A 17340-nucleotide genomic window follows, 5' to 3' on the forward strand; every position below is an offset into this window, starting at 1 on the left:
TCCGTTCCTCGCAGGTTTATTCGGAACCAACATGAGGAAGGATTGCCGGTTCTGGCCGGAGTAAGCCTGTCAGTCGTCGGTGAAGTTGGGGGTGCGGCGCTCCTGGAAAGCCGTTGTGCCCTCCTTGAAGTCGTGTGACACCAGCAACCGCGATTGCCCCTCGTATTCACGGTCCAGGGCGGCGTCCAACTCGGTGAGCGTGGCGGCGTTGATCGCCTGCTTGGTCTTGGCGAACGCCACCGCCGGGCCCGCCAACAATCGTGCGATCACCTTGTCCACCTCGGTCTCGAAGTCGTCGGCCGGGTACACCGCGCTGACCAGCCCCCAGGACAGGGCCTCGGTGGCTGGCAATCGCTCGGGCAGCAGCGCCATCTGCATCGCCCGGATCCGGCCGACCGCGGCCGCGATCAACGCCGACGCGCCGCCGTCGGGCATCAAACCGATCTTGGTGAAGGCGAGCATGAAAAACGCTTTGTCGGAAGCCAATACGACATCACAGGCCAGGGCGAGGGAAACGCCCACGCCGGCCGCCGGTCCCTGAACCACCGCGACCACCGGGTGCGGCACCGCGGCGATGGCCCGCACCAGCCGGTTGATCTCCAGCACGATCTCGTCCGGCGGGAGGCCGCCCCCGCCGGCCATGTCGTCGGCGCTGATGCCCGCCCCGGAACTGAAGCCGCGGCCCGCGCCGCCCAGCCGCACCACCCTGACCGCGGGGTCGGTGGCCGCGCGTTCCAACGCGTCGGCGATCCCGGTGATCACCGGGATCGTCAGGGAGTTCAGGCTGTCGGGGCGGTTGATGGTCACCGACAGCACGCCGTCGCTCAGCGTGACGTCGAGACCAGCAACCGGTGCGAGCGTGGCGATTCCAGAATCCGGCATGCGCCTCAGACTAGGTGACCGGGCTGCGCGGGCGTCGAGTGCGGCTGAGAAGATGCCAACGACGTCGGAAGCGGACAAAGGGCGGACGAAAGGTCGGGACATCATGGCGGGACCGCTGCAAGGACTGCGCGTTGTCGAGCTGGCGGGCATCGGGCCGGGCCCACATGCCGCCATGATCCTGGGTGACCTCGGCGCCGACGTGGTGCGCATCGACCGGCCTAAGAAGGGCCCTGCTGGTGCAGATAGCACAGCTAAGGACGCCATGAGCCGCAACCGCCGCATCGTCACCGCCGACCTCAAGTCCGGCGAAGGCCGCGAGCGGGTGCTCAAGCTCGTCGCGAAGGCCGACGTCTTGATCGAGGGCTACCGCCCCGGCGTCACCGAGCGGCTCGGCCTGGGCCCCGAGGACTGCGCGAAGGTCAACGACCGGCTGGTCTACGCCCGGATGACCGGCTGGGGCCAGACCGGCCCGCGCAGCCAGCAGGCGGGCCACGACATCAACTACATCTCGCTGAACGGCATCCTGCACGCCATCGGCCGGGTGAACGAGCGGCCGGTGCCGCCGCTGAACCTGGTCGGCGACTTCGGCGGCGGCTCGATGTTCCTGCTGGTCGGCATCCTGTCCGCGCTGTGGGAGCGGCAGAGCTCCGGCAAGGGTCAGGTCATCGACGCCGCGATGGTGGACGGCTCCAGCGTGCTGATCCAGATGATGTGGCAGATGCGCGCCTCGGGGATGTGGACCGATGTGCGCGGCACCAACATGCTCGACGGCGGCGCGCCCTACTACGACACCTACGAGTGCGCCGACGGCCGCTACGTCGCCGTCGGCGCCATCGAGCCCCAGTTCTACGCGGCCATGCTGGCCGGGCTGGGCCTGGCCGGCGCCGACCTGCCGCCGCAGAACGACCTCACCCGGTGGCCCGAGCTGCGGGCGGTGCTGACCGAGAAGTTCGCCGGCCACGATCGCGACCACTGGGCGAAGGTGTTCGCCGACTCCGACGCCTGCGTGACGCCGGTGCTGGCCTTCGGCGAGGTGCAGACCGAGCCGCACATTGCCGAGCGCGACACCTTCTACGAGGTGGACGGGGCCCTGCAGCCGCTGCCGGCGCCACGGTTCTCCCGGACCGCGCCGGGCACGCCGCGCCCGGCCGCGCCCGCGACCGACGTCGAAGCCGTGCTCAAGGACTGGGTATAGTCCCCAACCAACTGGTTGGCTGGACGTGAGGGAAGGACTCGCATGGAGATCAAAGACGCCGTTGCCGTCGTCACCGGGGGAGCGTCGGGCCTGGGCCTGGCCACCACCAAGCGGCTGCTCGACGCCGGGGCGCAGGTGATGGTGATCGACCTCCGCGGTGAGGAGGCGGTCCGCGAACTCGGCGACCGGGCGCGTTTCGCGCAGGCCGACGTCACCGACGAGGCCGCCGTCGCCGCCGCGCTCGACGTGGCCGAGTCGCTGGGCCCGCTGCGCATCAACGTCAATTGCGCCGGCATCGGCAACGCCATCAAGACGCTGTCCAAGGACGGCCCGTTCCCGCTGGACGGGTTCAAGAAGGTGGTGGGGGTCAACCTGATCGGCACGTTCAACGTGCTGCGGCTCGCGGCCGAGCGCATCGCCAAGACCGAACCGCTCGGTGAGGAGCGCGGCGTCATCATCAACACCGCCTCGGTCGCCGCGTTCGACGGCCAGATCGGGCAGGCCGCCTACTCGGCGTCCAAGGGCGGCGTCGTCGGCATGACGCTGCCGATCGCGCGCGACCTGTCGCGCGAGCTCATCCGGGTGGTGACGATCGCGCCGGGGTTGTTCAAGACTCCGCTGCTGGGTTCGTTACCCGAGGAGGCGCAGAAGTCGCTGGGCAAGCAGGTTCCGCACCCGGCCCGGCTCGGCGATCCCGACGAGTACGGCGCCCTTGCCGTCCACATCATCGAGAACCCGATGCTCAACGGCGAGGTCATTCGGCTCGACGGCGCCATCCGCATGGCCCCCCGCTAGACGGGGCAAACGAAAGCCCCCCGCGGTGAGCGGGGGGCTTTCGTTCGTAAGCAAGACCGGTGGGCTATCGACGGAACCATCGACTGACGGCGGGTTCGGCCATGAGGAGGCGCGCTAATACGCTCATGACGATCAGCTCGCCGTCTGCAGTGGGTGCCAGTCTTCGAGCTGCTCCGAGGTCTCGCCTTCCACCAGCATGTCGCCGTGGTAGAGGGCGTCGAAGTCAGCCTTGATGACGTCTGCGCTTGAGTCGTCGATCCACATGACACTGAGCGTATGGGCCGCGTCTAAGGATTCTTTGAGTCACGATTCGGAAAATCATGGCAATTTACCGGCGGGTAGGTTTCCGGCGGGTAAGGACGCGTCTTTGGCCCCTGAGCGGCTTAGATGCGGACCAATTTTCTTGCCGGACTCTTAGCGCCGCACAGGTTTGAACCATCCGTCCGCGCCGAACCGTACTAATGGGTAAGGTTGTTTTACACCTGTCAGTTATCGCTGATAAGTTACCGCGGGTAGGGGCGGTGCGGCGTGGCCGGCACGGCGACGGGAGGACCGGGGAACATGCTGCAAGCGATCGCTCGATTGGCCATAGCGGCGCCACGAAGAATCATCGCGATCGCGGTCCTGGTCTTCATTGGCGCTGCCGTCTTCGGCATACCCGTCGCCAAGAGCCTGTCTCCCGGGGGCTTTCAAGACCCGAACTCCGAATCGGCCCGCGCCATCGATGTCCTGACCAACAAGTTCGGCCAGAGCGGTCAGCAGATGCTGATCATGGTGACGGCGCCCTCGGGCGCCAACAGCGAGCAGGCGCGCAAGGTGGGCACCGACCTCGCCCGCGAAGTGCAGGGGTCGCCGCTGGTATACAACGTGACGTCGGCCTGGACCGCGCCCCCGCAGGCCGCCGCCGACCTGGTCAGCAAGGACGGTAAGTCGGCGCTGATCGTGATCAACCTCAAGGGCGGCGAAAACTTCGCGCAGAGCAACGCGCAAACCCTGGCGGACCAATTCGTCCACGACCGCGACGGCGTCACGGTGCGCGCCGGCGGCCCGGCGATGCAGTACGCCCAGATCAACAAGCAGAACCAGGACGACCTGGTGGTCATGGAGATGATCGCGCTCCCGCTGAGCTTCCTGGTCCTGATCTGGGTGTTCGGTGGGCTGCTGGCGGCGGCGCTGCCGATGGCCCTCGGGGCGCTGGCCGTCGTCGGCTCGATGACGGTGTTGCGACTCGTCACCTTCACCACCGAGGTGTCGATCTTCGCGCTCAACCTGAGCACCGCCCTGGGCCTGGCGCTGGCCATCGACTACACGCTGCTCATCGTCAGCCGCTACCGCGACGAGTTGGCCGAGGGCAGCGACCCCCATGAGGCGCTGATCCGCACCATGGCCACCTCAGGCCGCACGGTGCTGTTCTCCGCGGTCACCGTGGCGTTGTCGATGTTGGCGACGGTGGCGTTCCCGATGTACTTCCTGAAGTCGTTCGCCTACGCCGGCGTGGCCACCGTCGGGTTCGTGGCCATCGCGTCCATCGTGGTGACCCCGGCGGCGATCGTGCTGCTGGGTTCGCGGCTGGACTCGCTGGACGTGCGCCGGCTGATCCGCCACGCCCTGCGCCGGCCGGATCCGCTGCACAGGCCGGTCGAGGAGTGGTTCTGGTACCGCTCCAGCAAGTTCGTGATGCGCCGCTGGGCGCCGATCGGCCTGGCCGTCATGGCGCTGCTGCTGCTGCTCGGGCTGCCGTTCTTCTCGGTGAAGTGGGGTTTCCCGGACGACCGGGTGCTCCCGCGTGCGTCGTCTTCGCATCAGGTCGGCGACGAACTGCGTAACGGTTTCGCGCATGACTCCGCGACCGCTGTTCCCGTCGTCGTCCCCGACGTCCGGGGATTGAGCCCGGCGGCTTTGGACACCTACGCCGCCGGCCTGTCGCGGGTTCCCGACGTATCGGGCGTGTCGGCGCCGGGCGGGACCTTCGTGGGCGGAAACAAGGTGGGACCGCCGGCCGCGGCCACCGGGCTGGCCGACGGCAGCGCATTCCTAACCGTGAGCAGCACGGCGCCCCTGTTTACGCAGGCCAATGACACGCAGCTCAGACGGTTGCACGAGGTGCCCGGCCCGGACGGTCGATCGGTTGAGATGGGCGGGGTCGCGCAGGTCAACCGGGACAGCGTCGACGCGGTGACGGACCGCCTGCCGCTGGTGCTGGGGCTGATGGCCGCGGTGACGTTCGTCCTGCTCTTCCTGCTCACCGGCAGCGTGGTGTTGCCGCTGAAGGCGCTGGTGTGCAACGTGCTGTCGCTGAGCGCGGCCTTCGGCGCGCTGGTGTGGGTTTTCCAGGACGGCCATCTCGGCGCGCTGGGGACGACCCCGAGCGGGACGCTGGTGGCCAACATGCCGGTGCTGCTGTTCTGCATCGCCTTTGGGCTGTCGATGGACTACGAGGTGTTCCTGATCTCCCGCATCCGCGAGTACTGGCTGGAGTACCGACCGGAAAACCCGACCGCGAAGGGGGCGCACGCCGCCAACGACGAGGCGGTGGCGCACGGCGTCGCCCGCACCGGCCGGGTGATCACCGCGGCGGCGTTGGTGATGTCGATGTCGTTCGCCGCGCTGATCGCCGCCCACGTCTCGTTCATGCGGATGTTCGGTCTGGGGCTGACGCTGGCGGTGTTCGCGGACGCGACCCTGGTACGCATGGTCCTGGTGCCGGCGTTCATGCATGTGATGGGGCGCTGGAATTGGTGGGCGCCAAAGCCTTTGGCGTGGCTGCACGAGCGGTTCGGCATCAGCGAGGCGCCCTCCGAGATGGCCGTGCACGCCGAGCCGACCTCGGAGCCGGTGCAGCACAACGGACGCCCGGTCAGGGAGTCGGTGACCAACATTGGTTGACACGTCGGTCGAGGGTCTGCGTCGGGCCAGGGCCCCTCGTGGTTCCGGCGAGCGGCTTCGCGACGAGATCTTGTGGGCGGCCACCGAGTTGCTGTTGGAAACCGGGCACGCCCGGTCGGTGTCGATTCGCTCGGTGGCTCAGCGCGTCGGCGTCACTCCGCCGTCGATCTATCTGCATTTCGCCGACAAGGACGCCCTGTTGGACGCGGTGTGCGCGCGCTACTTCGAAAAGCTGGACCCCGAAATGCGGCGGCTGGCCGGCGAACACACGTCGCCGGTTGAGGTGCTGCGCGCCCAGGGGCTGGCCTATATCCGGTTCGCGCTCGCGACCCCGGCGTTGTACCGGATCGCCACGATGGGCGAGTGGCGCTCCGGAAGCAGCGTCGATGCGACGCTCAGCGGCTCGGCGTTCAAACACATCCGCGCCGCCGTGCAGAGGCTGATGGACGACGGTACCTACCGCCCGGGCGACCCGACCACCGTCGCCTGGAGCTCTGGAGCGCGCTGCACGGGGTGGCGGCCATGCTGATCGCCAAGCCGCACTTGCCGTTCGGCGATGCCGAGGCGTTCGCGGACCGGGTGCTGTCGTCTGTATTCTGCGGGCAATTGGTGATGGGGTACTGCGGTCGGGACGCCACACCTCAGATGTTGGCGGCATGGGTCGCCACGCATCGGCCTCAGGAGGGCGCTCGGATATGACGCAGGTAGCGGAGTCCACGATCGACCATCCGTTCTTCGCGCGCGTTTGGCCCGTCGTCGCCGCCCACGAGGCGCCGGCGGTGCGGGCCCTGCGCCGGGAGAACGTGGCCGGCCTGTCGGGGCGCGTCCTGGAAATCGGGGCGGGCGCCGGGACGAACTTCGCCAACTATCCGCCTTCGGTCGAGAAGGTGATCGCGGTCGAGCCGGAGCCGCGGCTGGCCACCCACGCCCGCGCCGCGGCGGCCGCGGCGCCCGTGCCGGTCGAGGTCATCGGGCAGACCGCGGAGGCGTTCAGCGACTCCGAGCCGTTTGACGTCGTGGTGTGCTCGCTGGTCCTGTGCTCGGTGCGCGACCCGGCCGGCGTGCTGCGGCGGATTTATTCGTTGCTGCGGCCGGGCGGGGAGCTGCGCTTTCTCGAGCATGTGGCCAGCGCCGGCGGGCGGGGACGCGTGCAGCGGTTCGCCGATGCGACGTTGTGGCCGAGGCTGTTCGGCAACTGCCACACCCACCGCGACACCGAGCGCGCCATTATCGACGCGGGGTTCCAGATGGACACGTCGCGGCGGGAGTGGACGCTGCCGGTGTGGGCGCCGTTGCCGGTGTCGGAATTGGCGCTGGGCCGGGCGCGCCGGCCGTAGGCTTGCTGCCCCGAGACTGCGCTCAGCGCGTGTCTCGGCGGCCAAACCGCGATCTGTGCGCAGGCTCGGTGCCTTCGCGGAAAGCCAATGCATCCCGAACCCGCGCGATGATGCCGACTGGACGATCTGACACGGTCACCCGGATGACGATCCAGCCGAGCCGCTCCAAGTCCTCACTGCGACGAATGTCCTTGGTGAACTGCAGGCGATCGAGGCGATGTTGCTCGCCGTCGTACTCGACGGCGACCATCGGGTCCTCCCATCCCATGTCGAGGTAGTAGACCCGCGCGCTGCCTGCGATCATCACCGGAATTTGGGTGGTCGGCCGCGGCAAGCCCGCCTGGATCAATAGCAACCGCAGCCACGTCTCCTTCGGAGATTGCGAACCGGGATCGACTAGCTCGAGCGCTCTTTCGAGCTGCCTGAGCCCCCGCGCGCCGCGATGCTGATCCGCAACCTGGAGGACGTCATCAACCTCGACGCCTGTCGCTCGTATGAGAGCGTCGAGATACGCAATCGCCATACCCATCGCCTTGCGCCGACCAATGTCGAATGCTGTGCGCTCCGGTGTCGTCACCGGAATGCCCGCGATTACACACACCTCCCCGTCGTGGAGCTTGATGTCGTAGGTTCGTAGGCCGCGCGGCGGCCGCACGTTCGACCACACCAGTTCGACTGGCAGGTCTTCGTCCACCCATTTCGAGCCATGCCACGCGGCCGCGGTCGACCCCGCAATTACCCCAAGCCGGTGCGACCATAGCCACGCCGCCACAGCAAGGTCGCGAGACGTCAGCTGTTGATCGCGCCGCACATAGATGTCGGGAAATACCGCACGGAACTGGGACCGCAGCTGATGCTTCCTCAGCGTCCCGGCCGCCAATGCCTCGCTGCCTCGAAAGGGATCGACGCTCGTCATGAGCGCACGCTGGTCGATTGCTCGGACACAGGCACGCCGAGCCTGCGCTCAGCGCGCAAAAGTGTGCACAAACCGCGATCTGTGCGCAGGCTCGGCGAAGGGTTACTTCAGCAGTGCGGGCAACCGCTGCAGCAACTCGGGCAGCGCCTGGCTGGCACCCTCGCGGATGCTGATCGTCGCGCTCGAAGTCAGCGGCGTCGGCTCGGGATTGACCTCGACGACGACGGTGCCGCGCGACAGCGCCAGGTCCGGCAGGCCGGCCGCCGGGTAGACGATCGCCGAGGTGCCCACCACGACCATCACGTCGGCGGACTGCGTCGCCTCGACCGCGAGCTGCCACGGCTCATCGGGCAGCGCCTCACCGAACCACACGATGTCGGGCCGGATCAGGCCGCCGCAGTGGCATATCGGGGGTTCGACCTCCAGCTCGGGCTCGGCCATCTTGGGCAGTGGCCCGGTGTAGTCCATATCGCAACGGTCGCAACGGAATTCGAAAAGGCTTCCGTGCAGGTGGTGCACCGCGGTGCTACCCGCGCGCTCGTGCAGGTCGTCGACGTTCTGGGTGACGACGGTGACCTCGGCGTGGTCTTGCCAGGCGGCGATCGCGCGGTGCCCGGCGTTGGGTTCGACGTCGGCGACCAGGTAGTGGCGCCACAGGTACCAGCCCCAGACCCGTTCCGGGTTCTTGCGCCACCCTTGCGTGCTGGACAGCTCGTAGGGATCGAAGCGGGCCCACAGTCCGTTCTTGTCGTCACGGAATGTCGGCACCCCGCTTTCCGCGGAGATCCCCGCGCCGCTGAGCACAGTTACTCGCATCCCACAAACATAGTCGCGGTTGCGACATACTGAAGACGTGGAGCTGCGGGATTGGCTGAAGGTCGATGTCAAGGCGGGCAAACCGCTGTTCGACCAGCTCAGAACCCAGGTCATCGATGGGGTCCGGGCCGGCGCGTTGCCGCCCGGTTCCCGCCTCCCGACGGTGCGTGATCTGGCGGGTCAGCTGGGCGTCGCGGCAAACACGGTGGCCCGCGCCTACCGCGAGCTCGAGTCCGCGGCGATCGTCGAAACGCGCGGGCGCTTCGGCACTTTCATCTCCCGATTCGATCCGACCGACGCGGCGATGGCCGCCGCCGCCAAGGAATACGTCGACGTGGCCAAGGCGTTGGGGCTGACCAAGTCCGACGCGATGCGCTATTTGACCAACGTGCCGGACGACTGAGCGCGCTTGGCGCGCCGGGTGTTAGCGCAACACCTTGGCCAGGGTGCGCAGGTTGCGGGTCGTCGTCGAGGATTTGTAGCGCGCCTTGCCCATCGTCTTGCCGATCGTGCTGTTCAGCGTGCTGCCTTTGGGAACCTGCCAATAGAGGACGCCGTCGCCGCGGGCGATCTTCTCGTCGGCGCCCGCGTCCTTGTCCAGGGCCGCGAGCTCGTCCAGCACGGCGGCATCGGCGACGAACGTGACGTAGGACTGATACCCGTCGACCTCGCGCCCGAACGGATAGGCCTCGTCGAGGGCGCGCACCGTTTCGAGGTCGTAGACCAGCACCCACGCGTCGTAGCCGAACCTCTCGCGCAGCGTGGCTTCGGCCTTGTCGCGCACCGACGCCGCCGCGGCCGACGATTCCAGCAGCACGTTGCCGCTGGCCAAGATCGTGCGGACATTGTCGAACCCGGCCTCGGTCAACGCGCTCGCGACCTCGGCCATCTTGAGGTTGACGCCGCCGACGTTGACGCCGCGCAGGAACGCCGCGTATTTGGTCATGCCCCAATTTGACCACGACGTAGGCTTTCGGCATGGGACGCCAAGTCTTCGACGACAAACTGTTGGCCGTGATCAGTGGGAACTCCCTCGGGGTGCTGGCCACCATCAAGCGCGACGGGCGGCCCCAGCTGTCGAACGTGAGCTATCACTTCGACCCGCGGGAAATGGTGGTGCGGGTGTCCATCACGGAGCCTCGGGCCAAAACCCGCAACCTGCGCCGCGACCCGCGGGCTTCGATCCTGGTCGACGCCGATGACGGATGGTCGTACGCCGTCGCCGAGGGCACCGCGGAGCTGACTCCCCCCGCGGCCGCACCCGACGATGACACCGTCGAGGCGCTGATTGCCTTGTATCGCAACATCGCCGGTGAGCATCCGGACTGGGACGACTACCGGCAGGCGATGGTCACCGACCGGCGGGTGGTGATGACGCTGCGGATCTCGCACGTATACGGCATGCCACCCGGCAAGCGGTAAAACCGCAAGCCAGGCCGGGCCGCGCAGGCTAGGCTGCCGGTATGGCCGAATCAGACCCCCAACAAGCGGACGACACGAAGCGCAAGTTCCGTGAGGCCCTCGATCGCAAGAAGGCCAAGTCGGCGGGCGCATCCGATCACAAAGACGGTGGCGACAAGCACTCGCGGGTGCACGGTCCGGTGGAAAATCGCCGCGAATTCCGTCGCAAGAGCGGGTGATTCGGGGGTAACCGGGCTGCGCCGTCCGGGTGGCGGTCAGTGCTGGTGATGGTGAATATTCCCTGTGGCGATCGCCCAGATGAACCACCCGAAAAACACCGTCGTGGCAGCGATTATCAACGCGGCGAACGCGATCCCGACCACCTTCATGAATTTTGCTTCGCTGTCGAGCGCGCCGGAGGCATACTCGTCGACTACGAGGGTCGCCAAGCCGAATGTCCCCACAAGGCTGCGCCATTCGGCGTCCGTGACCACGTGCATGGGTCTGCGTTCGACCCGATCGTGGCGGTACGCGTGGTCCAAATCAAGTGGCCGTGCCTTACGGCGCCAGGCGTACCGAAATTGGTGTCCGGTCCACGTCGTCACGCGCATCGGCAGGATTCCGATTCTCACGTCCAGCGAGCCGGGTCCCTCGAGGAGCAGTAGCGGCTGGGTGTAGAGCCTCCTTGTCGATTCGGAAGACTGGTCCATCGGGGCGTAAGTCCCCGGTGTCGCGGTGACCTCTCGAATCGCGGCGGAGCTGATCAGCGCGTCGCTGGCCGGGTCGACGACCGAGACCGTTTCCTCGCCGACGTCGATGGCCAGCAGCGGTTGCTGGGCGAATAGCTTGACCGTGTCGTCTTCGAGCGCGCGTTGCTGGTAGCTGAACTTTTCCGGCTTGGCGAATAGCAGGTAGCGGGTGGTTGCCGCCGATTCGTCTTTGGTGCTCACCCCGAAAGAATCCCACTCTCAGGCTCGCGGCGGTGCAAAGAGGCCGATCGACGGATCGGTCTGGCCTGGTTGGCCGCGCAGGCTTCCCCGGGTGCTGGGGTGTCCGAAGTCCACTTGGGATGGGTCGTTCTGGTATGCCCAGTCCGCCACGATCGTGCGTTGACTGAACCTCCAACGGCCGTCGTGTTTGGTGTACGTGTCCAGGTACCGGCCGCCGATGATGACGTCCAAGTCGTGTTCGGGACCGGCGAAGGTATGAAACACCAGACAGTAGATCTCACCGCGGGCCGTGTCGCCGTCGATCACGAAGTTCGTTGTGGTGATGTTATGTTGGGAGACACGCACATACGGTTCGGCGGCCTGTAGTTGTGCGATGAACTCTTCGACGCCGCCCGTCGAGAATGAGCCGTGTGCGTCGGTCGCGTCGGGGTGGTACAGGTTTCGGAGCGCCTCATAATCCGCGCGGTCGACGGCCCGGCAATAGGCGGTGACGAGCTGATGCAGTTCGTCGCGGGCGAGCATCGTTGTCAATCTGGCTTCATCCACCATCGCGCCACGATAACCCGGTGGTTGGGTGCCGGGCGTCGGTCGTAGGGTGTTGGGCGGAAGGAAGGTCGTTGACAGTGAAACTTTGCCTCGCTCAAGACCCGGCCGCCGACGCGCTGCTGGACGACGACCCATTCGCGTTGCTCGTCGGCATGCTCCTGGACCAACAGGTGCCGTTCGAGACGGCCTTCGCCGGCCCGAAGAAGATCGCGGACCGGATGGGCGGCTTGGACGCGGCCCAGATCGCCGACTATGACCCGGACAAGTTCGCCGCGCTGTGCTCGGAAAGGCCTGCGGTGCACCGCTTTCCGGGGTCGATGGCCAAGCGGATCCAGGCGCTGGCGCAGATCATCGTGGACCGCTATGACGGCGACGCCGCCGGGTTGTGGACGGCCGGTGCCCCCGACGGGCACGAACTGCTGCGGCGGCTCAAGGGGCTGCCCGGTTTCGGCGAGCAGAAGGCGAAGATCTTCCTGGCGCTGCTCGGCAAGCAGTACGGCGTGACGCCGACGGGATGGCGGCAGGCGGCCGGAGACTTCGGCAAAGCCGGAACCCACCTGTCCGTCGCCGACATCGTCGACGCGCAGTCCCTCGGGAAGGTGCGGTCGTACAAGAAGCAGATGAAAGCAGCAGCGAAGGGAAAGGCGGCAACGTGAAGACACACATAACGTGTCCGTGTGGCGAAGCCATCGTCGGCAAGGACGAGGACGAACTGGTCGAGCTGACCCAGGCCCACCTCGCCAGTGCCCACCCGGGCCTCGAGTACGACCGCGACGCCATCTTGTTCATGGCGTACTAGTCAGCCGCCTCGCGTGTCCGACAGCTGACGCAGGACGCGCAGAAACAGGCGCCGGTCATCGGCCGACAGCGTCCCGAGCCAGCGCTCCTCGCCGCGCTGAATGTCTTGCTGCGCGGCATCTTTCGCGGCCCGGCCCGCATCAGTGAGCGCAAGCAGCCGCACCCGCCGGTCGTCCGGGTCGGGACGGCGCTCGATGTAACCCCGGTTCTGTAACTCGTCGAGTGTGGGGATGATGCGGGTCTTGTCGGCGCCGATCGCCTCCGCGAGCGCGGCTTGACTGCGCACCGGCGAACGATCGAGCGCGCTCAGCACGACGTAGCCCCACATCGACAACCCGTGCGCTTCCAGCACGGGAATCTCGGCGGCGACCATTTCCCGAACCAGCGGCCCCATCATCGCGGCGAGATCGGGACGCCGTGAGGTCGGTGCCATGGGGGAAGCGTAGCCGTTGACAGATAATACGCGTACGCATATCGTATGCTGATGCATACTATTTCTGACGTTCGACCCTTCCACCGAGCCGCAGTGCAGGCGTCCGTCGACGTCGTCGCGGCGGTCACCCGCGACGATCTAGGTCGGCCGACACCCTGTGCGGGCTGGAACCTGCTCGACCTGCTCTCCCACATGACCGTGCAACATCAGGGGTTCGCCGCGGCCGCGCGTGGCGGCGGGGACAGCCCGACCATCTGGGCGCCGGACCGCGTGGCCGACGCCGTAGCGGCCGATCCCGCCGGCACCTACGCCGCGGCCGCCGCCGACGTGCTTGACGCGTTCGCCGTCGACGGGGTGCTCGACGCCACGTTCTCCTTGCCCGAGTTCGGGCCCGGGGCGACCTTCCCCGGTGCGGTCGCGATCGGTTTCCATTTTGTCGATTACGTGGTGCACGGTTGGGATGTCGCCCGCAGCATCGGCGCCCAATTCGCGCTCCCGGACGACGTTCTGGCCGCCGTGCTACCGCTGGTGTTCGTCGTTCCGGATGGCGACTACCGCACTATTGCCGGCGCGCCGTTCGGGCCGGCCCTAACCGCGCCCGGCGGCGCAACCGACCTCGACCGCATTCTCAGCCACCTCGGCCGCACGCCCGACTGGCTGCCAGTTCCGTTCTAGGGCACCACCGTCGAGCCGATGGTGGGCATGAACTGGCACTGCTTTTCCTTGGTGGTGACCTGCCCGAAGATCGTCGACATGATGCTGCCCGAGCCGGTGTCGACGATCGCCGTCAGCGTCGTCGGACCGTCCCCGTTGATGTCGGTGCGCGGCTTGAGGGTGACCGTTCCGGACTTGCCGGTGGTCAGGTTCACCCAGGTGACGTTCAGCGGTAGCTTCTGCACCTCCGCGGGGCCCGGCGTGCCGACCGCGGTGAACACGTAGGCGGTCTGGCCGGGCCCGGGTCCCGGCGTCGGAATCTTGGCCGGCCCCGCCACCGACAGGGCGGTCGCGATCGCACTACTGCCGTCCGCAAGGCAATTGGTGCCGATCGAGGGATACATGAAGTCCTGCGTGGGCGGGGCGTCCGGTCCCAGACCGGGCGCGGGAGGTGCCGGCGCGGGAGCCGGCGCGGCGCCCGGCGCGGGAGCCGGGGAAGCGGCGGCGACGGGCTCTGCGGGTCCGGGAGCGGGTGCGGCAGCCGGTGCGGGCGCCGGTGCCGGCGCAGCCGCGGGGCCGGGACCGGCGGCGTGCGCCGGATCGATGCCCGGCGGCAGGTGCGACTGCAGTCCGGGCTCGATGCCCAGCGGCGGCACGTGTTGCACCGCCGCGGTGTCGGGCGGGGTGGCGACACCCGGCGCAGGCGCCGGCGCACCGGGCACCGGCGAACCCGGCTCCTGCACAAAGTGATCCACCGACGCCGCAACGTTTTTGGCTTCGGTGGGCGCGGTCGGACTGTGGGTGAAAGCTTGCGCGGCGGCCATGAGCAGCTGTGTCGCCTGCCCGGGATTGCTGGCTGCTTGCTGGATGATCGGGCTCAGCTCCGAAAGCGCCGGGAGGCCCGGTAATTGCTGGCTGGAGTTCGCCTGCGGTGTGGGCAGCGGTGCCGCCGGGTCCGCCGCCGCGCTCGGGCAGAACCCGAGCGCGGCAGCCGACGCCGTGACGACAGCGGCCAACCCTTTGGACAGATTCCGAGTGCTTACCACGATGCCCTCCGGTCTAGGTTGTGGATTTGCCGTCTAACGGATTGCTCAGGGAATGGCCGAGAGCAGCGGCGCCATCGGGTTGGTGAGCGTCGGCAGCGCCGGTACGGCCGGGGCGGCCGGGACCGCCGGAGCCGCCGGCGCCTGCCCGGTGGCGAGCGCCGTCAGATCCTGCGGAAGCGTCAGCTGCGCGGGCACGTTGACCGGCAGGCCGGACGGCAGCGCCGGCATGTCGACCTTCGCCTGGGGGAGCTGAGGGGTCGGGGGCGTCGCGGGCGCCGCCGGTGCCGACAGCCCGGGGATGGCCGGGAGGCCCGGAATCGACGGAGCGGCCGGGGCGGCGGGTGCCGCCGGCGCCTGCTGCGTCAGGCCCGGGATCGAGCCGAGCCCCGGGATCGCCGACGTTGCCGACGGAGCCGTGGGCGCCGCGGGCGGGGTAAGCCCCGGGATCGAGCCGAGTCCCGGGATCGCCGACGTGGGCGCCGAGGGCGCCACGGGCGAGGTCGCCGAGGGCAACCCCGGGAAGGTGAGGCCGGGCGCGGCCGGCGCCGCCGGGGGCGTCGCGCCGAGCGCGGTCGCGAGGTTTTGCAGGATTTGCGGCGCGTTGGCCACCGAACTCATCAGCTGTTGCGGAATGTTCGGCACGGCCGGGGCCGGCACGGGGTCGGCGTGGGCGATACCGCCCGTCAGTAGCGCGGCGGACGAACCGACTACGACGGCGGTCGCTCGCAAATAGGTCCAAATGGTTGACATGACTCTCCCTGGTGATCGACGACGGGTCCGTGGCCGAAGTTACTTTGATACTGGTGTGACTCAAGTGACACGTGTGGCATTTATTCGATCGTTACCGATACGAGTGACGGCGGTGACCGGGCGGGTGCCGCGATCGCTAAAGTCGGGCTGATAGACACCACCTCGACCGCCGCCCCGGCGGCTCCCCTCCACCGGCGGCTGGGGGGTCCGCTTCAGGCGGCCGCGCCGGCGCTGCTGGCCGTGAGCGTCCTCGCGCGGCTCGCCTGGACCTACCTGGTGCCCAACGGCGCGAACTTCGTCGACCTGCACGTCTATCTCGGCGGCGCGGCCGCCATCGCCCACCCCGGCACGCTGTACAGCTACGTGTACGCCGACCAGACGCCCGATTTCCCGCTGCCGTTCACGTATCCGCCGTTCGCGGCGGTCGTCTTCTACCCGCTGCACCTGTTGCCCTTCGGGCCGGTCGCATTCCTGTGGCAGATTGCGACGATGGCCGCGTTGTACGGCGCGATCCGGGTCAGCCAGCGCATCATGGGTGTCCCCGCCGGCGCCGGTCAGCGCCTGGCGATGTTGTGGACCGCGGTCACCCTCTGGATCGAGCCGCTGCGCAACACATTCGACTACGGGCAGGTCAACGTGCTGCTCATGCTGGCGGTCCTATGGGCGGTCGCTACGTCGCGGTGGTGGCTATCGGGGCTGCTGATCGGCGTGGCGGCCGGGATCAAGTTGACGCCCGCGATCGCCGGCGTCTACCTGGTCGGCGTTCGGCGCTGGGGCGCGGCGGTATTTTCGGCGGCCGTGTTCCTGGCGACCGTCGGCGTGTCGGCTCTGATCGTGGGGGATCAGACCGGCTACTACTTCACCAAGCTGCTGGGTGATGCGCGCCGGGTCGGCCCGATCGGCACCTCGTTCAATCAATCCTGGCGCGGCGGCATCTCCCGGATCCTGGGCCATGACGCCGGCTTCGGTCCCCTGGTTCTGGCCGCCATCGCCGTCACTGCCGTGCTGGCCCTCCTGGCGTGGCGTGCGCTCGACGGGTCCGATCGGCTGGGCAAGCTGCTGGTGGTCGAGTTGTTCGGGCTGCTGCTCTCGCCGATCTCGTGGTCTCACCACTGGGTGTGGTTGGTGCCCTTGATGGTCTGGGCGATACACGGGCCGCCACGCGGGCGGCCGGGCGCCCGCGTCGTGGGGTGGGGCTGGCTGGCGCTCACGATCATCGGCGTGCCCTGGTTGCTGAGCTTCGCGCAACCGAGCATCTGGCAGATAGGCCGGCCGTGGTTCCTGGCCTGGGCGGGGTTGGCCTACATCGTGGCGGCGGTGGCGACGCTCATCTGGATCGCGGCCACCGGCCGACGCGAGGCAGGGTCGACGGATTAGTCCCCGACGATCCCGTCGATGTCGCGCGCCATGTCGAGGTCGTTCTGCGTGATGCCACCCGCGGAATGCGTGACCAAGGCAAAAGTCACTGTGCGCCAACGGATATCGATGTCCGGGTGATGGTCCTTGCTCTCGGCATGCTCGGCTACCCGGCGCACTGCGCCGATGCCGTCGAGAAACGTCGGGAACTTGATCGACCGGCGCAAGGCGCCGCCGGAACGCTCCCAGCCGTTGAGTTCGGGCAGTGCGGCGTCTACTTGCTCATCCGTTAACACGGCCATAACTCGAACCTTTCCTTATTCCCAAAACCGTTTTCCTGACTCGGGCTTTCGATTTCCGCGACCGAGAATTACCCCCTCCGTCATTCGTGAAACGCGCCCTGGAAAGTCGGTTTTACGGGCGCGAGCCGCCCCGCCGAACCGGGCTGCCACCCCTATTCGCTCGGCCGGGATTATGACCGCGTGAGCAGCCTGCGGCGGCGGCGGAGGAGGGGGCGGCGCGGAAAAACTAAAATTTGGTGTCATGAAAAATCGAATGGGCAGGCCATGGCACTCCGCC

At 67.9% G+C, this 17340-nt stretch carries 22 protein-coding genes and 1 pseudogene; 12 read left to right on the forward strand and 11 right to left on the reverse strand.

Going from position 1 to position 17340, the window contains the following annotated elements:
• Nucleotides 1-69: 69 nt before the first annotated feature.
• Nucleotides 70-882 (reverse strand): enoyl-CoA hydratase, encoded by an 813-nt coding sequence (locus tag A5787_RS25185; protein WP_066972147.1) that lies wholly within the window; start codon nucleotides 880-882, stop codon nucleotides 70-72.
• 103 nt (nucleotides 883-985) lie between these two features.
• On the opposite strand from A5787_RS25185, the gene A5787_RS25190 reads away from it, so the two are divergent.
• Entirely contained in the window at nucleotides 986-2077 is a 1092-nt protein-coding gene (locus A5787_RS25190; RefSeq protein WP_066972149.1) for a CaiB/BaiF CoA-transferase family protein, read from the forward strand.
• Between the two features lie 42 nt (nucleotides 2078-2119).
• A complete protein-coding gene (locus A5787_RS25195; protein ID WP_066972151.1) occupies nucleotides 2120-2872 on the forward strand; it encodes a 3-hydroxyacyl-CoA dehydrogenase in 753 nt (250 codons plus the stop codon).
• 132 nt (nucleotides 2873-3004) lie between these two features.
• Here A5787_RS25195 and A5787_RS28560 read toward each other — a convergent pair whose 3' ends face one another.
• The gene (locus tag A5787_RS28560; protein WP_255361745.1) at nucleotides 3005-3136 is read right to left on the reverse strand and encodes a hypothetical protein; all 132 of its coding nucleotides are present in this window, start codon (nucleotides 3134-3136) and stop codon (nucleotides 3005-3007) included.
• A 297-nt stretch (nucleotides 3137-3433) separates the two neighbouring features.
• On the opposite strand from A5787_RS28560, the gene A5787_RS25200 reads away from it, so the two are divergent.
• The 3 genes and pseudogenes from A5787_RS25200 (at nucleotide 3434) to A5787_RS25210 (ending at nucleotide 7095) form a co-directional block, all read left to right on the forward strand.
• A complete protein-coding gene (locus tag A5787_RS25200; protein WP_066972184.1) occupies nucleotides 3434-5758 on the forward strand; it encodes an MMPL family transporter in 2325 nt (774 codons plus the stop codon).
• Between the two features lie 16 nt (nucleotides 5759-5774).
• Nucleotides 5775-6457: pseudogene (locus A5787_RS25205) on the forward strand (TetR/AcrR family transcriptional regulator).
• A complete protein-coding gene (locus A5787_RS25210; protein ID WP_066972154.1) occupies nucleotides 6454-7095 on the forward strand; it encodes a class I SAM-dependent methyltransferase in 642 nt (213 codons plus the stop codon). The pseudogene A5787_RS25205 and the gene A5787_RS25210 overlap by 4 nt, the downstream one beginning before the upstream one ends.
• Nucleotides 7096-7117: 22 nt before the next feature.
• Here the strand turns inward: A5787_RS25210 and A5787_RS25215 are convergent, their stop codons facing one another.
• Together A5787_RS25215 and A5787_RS25220 are read right to left on the reverse strand one after the other, a co-directional pair.
• The gene (locus A5787_RS25215; protein WP_066972156.1) at nucleotides 7118-8011 is read right to left on the reverse strand and encodes a hypothetical protein; all 894 of its coding nucleotides are present in this window, start codon (nucleotides 8009-8011) and stop codon (nucleotides 7118-7120) included.
• 102 nt (nucleotides 8012-8113) lie between these two features.
• On the reverse strand, nucleotides 8114-8827 hold the full coding sequence (locus A5787_RS25220; protein ID WP_066972158.1) for an NAD-dependent deacylase: 714 nt from the start codon (nucleotides 8825-8827) through the stop codon (nucleotides 8114-8116).
• Nucleotides 8828-8864: 37 nt separating this feature from the next.
• On the opposite strand from A5787_RS25220, the gene A5787_RS25225 reads away from it, so the two are divergent.
• Nucleotides 8865-9230, forward strand: a complete 366-nt coding sequence (locus A5787_RS25225; RefSeq protein ID WP_066914931.1) for a GntR family transcriptional regulator — start codon at nucleotides 8865-8867, stop codon at nucleotides 9228-9230.
• Nucleotides 9231-9251: 21 nt separating this feature from the next.
• Here A5787_RS25225 and A5787_RS25230 read toward each other — a convergent pair whose 3' ends face one another.
• The gene (locus tag A5787_RS25230) at nucleotides 9252-9773 is read right to left on the reverse strand and encodes a DUF1697 domain-containing protein (RefSeq protein ID WP_066972160.1); all 522 of its coding nucleotides are present in this window, start codon (nucleotides 9771-9773) and stop codon (nucleotides 9252-9254) included.
• Between the two features lie 32 nt (nucleotides 9774-9805).
• On the opposite strand from A5787_RS25230, the gene A5787_RS25235 reads away from it, so the two are divergent.
• Complete coding sequence (locus tag A5787_RS25235) at nucleotides 9806-10249, forward strand: PPOX class F420-dependent oxidoreductase (protein WP_066972163.1); 444 nt, start codon at nucleotides 9806-9808, stop codon at nucleotides 10247-10249.
• A 41-nt stretch (nucleotides 10250-10290) separates the two neighbouring features.
• Entirely contained in the window at nucleotides 10291-10467 is a 177-nt protein-coding gene (locus A5787_RS27895) for a DUF5302 domain-containing protein (RefSeq protein WP_197507396.1), read from the forward strand.
• A 36-nt stretch (nucleotides 10468-10503) separates the two neighbouring features.
• On the opposite strand, the gene A5787_RS25240 is transcribed toward A5787_RS27895, so the two are convergent.
• Nucleotides 10504-11178, reverse strand: coding sequence for a hypothetical protein (locus A5787_RS25240; RefSeq protein ID WP_066972165.1), 675 nt, complete (start codon nucleotides 11176-11178; stop codon nucleotides 10504-10506).
• Nucleotides 11179-11196: 18 nt separating this feature from the next.
• Nucleotides 11197-11727, reverse strand: coding sequence for a nuclear transport factor 2 family protein (locus A5787_RS25245; protein WP_066972167.1), 531 nt, complete (start codon nucleotides 11725-11727; stop codon nucleotides 11197-11199).
• A gap of 74 nt (nucleotides 11728-11801) precedes the next feature.
• On the opposite strand from A5787_RS25245, the gene A5787_RS25250 reads away from it, so the two are divergent.
• Nucleotides 11802-12380: an HhH-GPD-type base excision DNA repair protein gene (locus A5787_RS25250; RefSeq protein ID WP_066972169.1), complete on the forward strand. Its 579-nt coding sequence runs from the start codon at nucleotides 11802-11804 to the stop codon at nucleotides 12378-12380.
• Nucleotides 12377-12523: a hypothetical protein gene (locus A5787_RS25255; RefSeq protein ID WP_064952447.1), complete on the forward strand. Its 147-nt coding sequence runs from the start codon at nucleotides 12377-12379 to the stop codon at nucleotides 12521-12523. The genes A5787_RS25250 and A5787_RS25255 overlap by 4 nt, the downstream gene beginning before the upstream one ends.
• On the opposite strand, the gene A5787_RS25260 is transcribed toward A5787_RS25255, so the two are convergent.
• Nucleotides 12524-12955, reverse strand: a complete 432-nt coding sequence (locus A5787_RS25260) for a MarR family winged helix-turn-helix transcriptional regulator (protein ID WP_066972171.1) — start codon at nucleotides 12953-12955, stop codon at nucleotides 12524-12526.
• A 51-nt stretch (nucleotides 12956-13006) separates the two neighbouring features.
• Here A5787_RS25260 and A5787_RS25265 point away from each other — a divergent pair, with 51 nt between their 5' ends.
• Nucleotides 13007-13630 (forward strand): TIGR03086 family metal-binding protein, encoded by a 624-nt coding sequence (locus A5787_RS25265; RefSeq protein WP_156764130.1) that lies wholly within the window; start codon nucleotides 13007-13009, stop codon nucleotides 13628-13630.
• On the opposite strand, the gene A5787_RS25270 is transcribed toward A5787_RS25265, so the two are convergent.
• Both A5787_RS25270 and A5787_RS25275 read right to left on the reverse strand, forming a co-directional pair.
• A complete protein-coding gene (locus tag A5787_RS25270; protein ID WP_066972175.1) occupies nucleotides 13627-14655 on the reverse strand; it encodes a hypothetical protein in 1029 nt (342 codons plus the stop codon). The two genes, A5787_RS25265 and A5787_RS25270, sit on opposite strands and share 4 nt — an antisense overlap.
• Before the next feature lie 45 nt (nucleotides 14656-14700).
• Nucleotides 14701-15405, reverse strand: coding sequence for a hypothetical protein (locus tag A5787_RS25275; protein ID WP_066972176.1), 705 nt, complete (start codon nucleotides 15403-15405; stop codon nucleotides 14701-14703).
• Between the two features lie 87 nt (nucleotides 15406-15492).
• Between A5787_RS25275 and A5787_RS25280 the strand changes: the two genes are divergently transcribed.
• Nucleotides 15493-16782 carry a mannosyltransferase gene (locus A5787_RS25280; RefSeq protein ID WP_066972178.1) on the forward strand — a complete coding sequence of 430 codons (1290 nt, stop codon included), beginning with the start codon at nucleotides 15493-15495 and terminating at the stop codon, nucleotides 16780-16782.
• Here A5787_RS25280 and A5787_RS25285 read toward each other — a convergent pair.
• Nucleotides 16779-17063 carry a 4a-hydroxytetrahydrobiopterin dehydratase gene (locus tag A5787_RS25285; protein WP_066972179.1) on the reverse strand — a complete coding sequence of 95 codons (285 nt, stop codon included), beginning with the start codon at nucleotides 17061-17063 and terminating at the stop codon, nucleotides 16779-16781. The genes A5787_RS25280 and A5787_RS25285 overlap by 4 nt on opposite strands.
• Between the last annotated feature and the right edge of the window lie 277 nt (nucleotides 17064-17340).

Origin of the sequence: Mycobacterium sp. 852002-50816_SCH5313054-b, from assembly GCF_001667185.1 — a bacterium.
In the GTDB taxonomy this organism is placed as follows: domain Bacteria; phylum Actinomycetota; class Actinomycetes; order Mycobacteriales; family Mycobacteriaceae; genus Mycobacterium.

What these genes read in the sequence shown, in the direction of transcription:
- A5787_RS25185 (WP_066972147.1), bottom strand. Translation starts at nt 882, where the DNA reads ATGCCGGATTCTGGAATCGCCACGCTCGCACCGGTTGCTGGTCTCGAC.
- A5787_RS25190 (WP_066972149.1), top strand. Translation starts at nt 986, where the DNA reads ATGGCGGGACCGCTGCAAGGACTGCGCGTTGTCGAGCTGGCGGGCATC.
- A5787_RS25195 (WP_066972151.1), top strand. Translation starts at nt 2,120, where the DNA reads ATGGAGATCAAAGACGCCGTTGCCGTCGTCACCGGGGGAGCGTCGGGC.
- A5787_RS28560 (WP_255361745.1), bottom strand. Translation starts at nt 3,136, where the DNA reads ATGTGGATCGACGACTCAAGCGCAGACGTCATCAAGGCTGACTTCGAC.
- A5787_RS25200 (WP_066972184.1), top strand. Translation starts at nt 3,434, where the DNA reads ATGCTGCAAGCGATCGCTCGATTGGCCATAGCGGCGCCACGAAGAATC.
- A5787_RS25210 (WP_066972154.1), top strand. Translation starts at nt 6,454, where the DNA reads ATGACGCAGGTAGCGGAGTCCACGATCGACCATCCGTTCTTCGCGCGC.
- A5787_RS25215 (WP_066972156.1), bottom strand. Translation starts at nt 8,011, where the DNA reads ATGACGAGCGTCGATCCCTTTCGAGGCAGCGAGGCATTGGCGGCCGGG.
- A5787_RS25220 (WP_066972158.1), bottom strand. Translation starts at nt 8,827, where the DNA reads ATGCGAGTAACTGTGCTCAGCGGCGCGGGGATCTCCGCGGAAAGCGGG.
- A5787_RS25230 (WP_066972160.1), bottom strand. Translation starts at nt 9,773, where the DNA reads ATGACCAAATACGCGGCGTTCCTGCGCGGCGTCAACGTCGGCGGCGTC.
- A5787_RS25235 (WP_066972163.1), top strand. Translation starts at nt 9,806, where the DNA reads ATGGGACGCCAAGTCTTCGACGACAAACTGTTGGCCGTGATCAGTGGG.
- A5787_RS27895 (WP_197507396.1), top strand. Translation starts at nt 10,291, where the DNA reads ATGGCCGAATCAGACCCCCAACAAGCGGACGACACGAAGCGCAAGTTC.
- A5787_RS25245 (WP_066972167.1), bottom strand. Translation starts at nt 11,727, where the DNA reads ATGGTGGATGAAGCCAGATTGACAACGATGCTCGCCCGCGACGAACTG.
- A5787_RS25260 (WP_066972171.1), bottom strand. Translation starts at nt 12,955, where the DNA reads ATGGCACCGACCTCACGGCGTCCCGATCTCGCCGCGATGATGGGGCCG.
- A5787_RS25265 (WP_156764130.1), top strand. Translation starts at nt 13,007, where the DNA reads ATGCATACTATTTCTGACGTTCGACCCTTCCACCGAGCCGCAGTGCAG.
- A5787_RS25275 (WP_066972176.1), bottom strand. Translation starts at nt 15,405, where the DNA reads ATGTCAACCATTTGGACCTATTTGCGAGCGACCGCCGTCGTAGTCGGT.
- A5787_RS25285 (WP_066972179.1), bottom strand. Translation starts at nt 17,063, where the DNA reads ATGGCCGTGTTAACGGATGAGCAAGTAGACGCCGCACTGCCCGAACTC.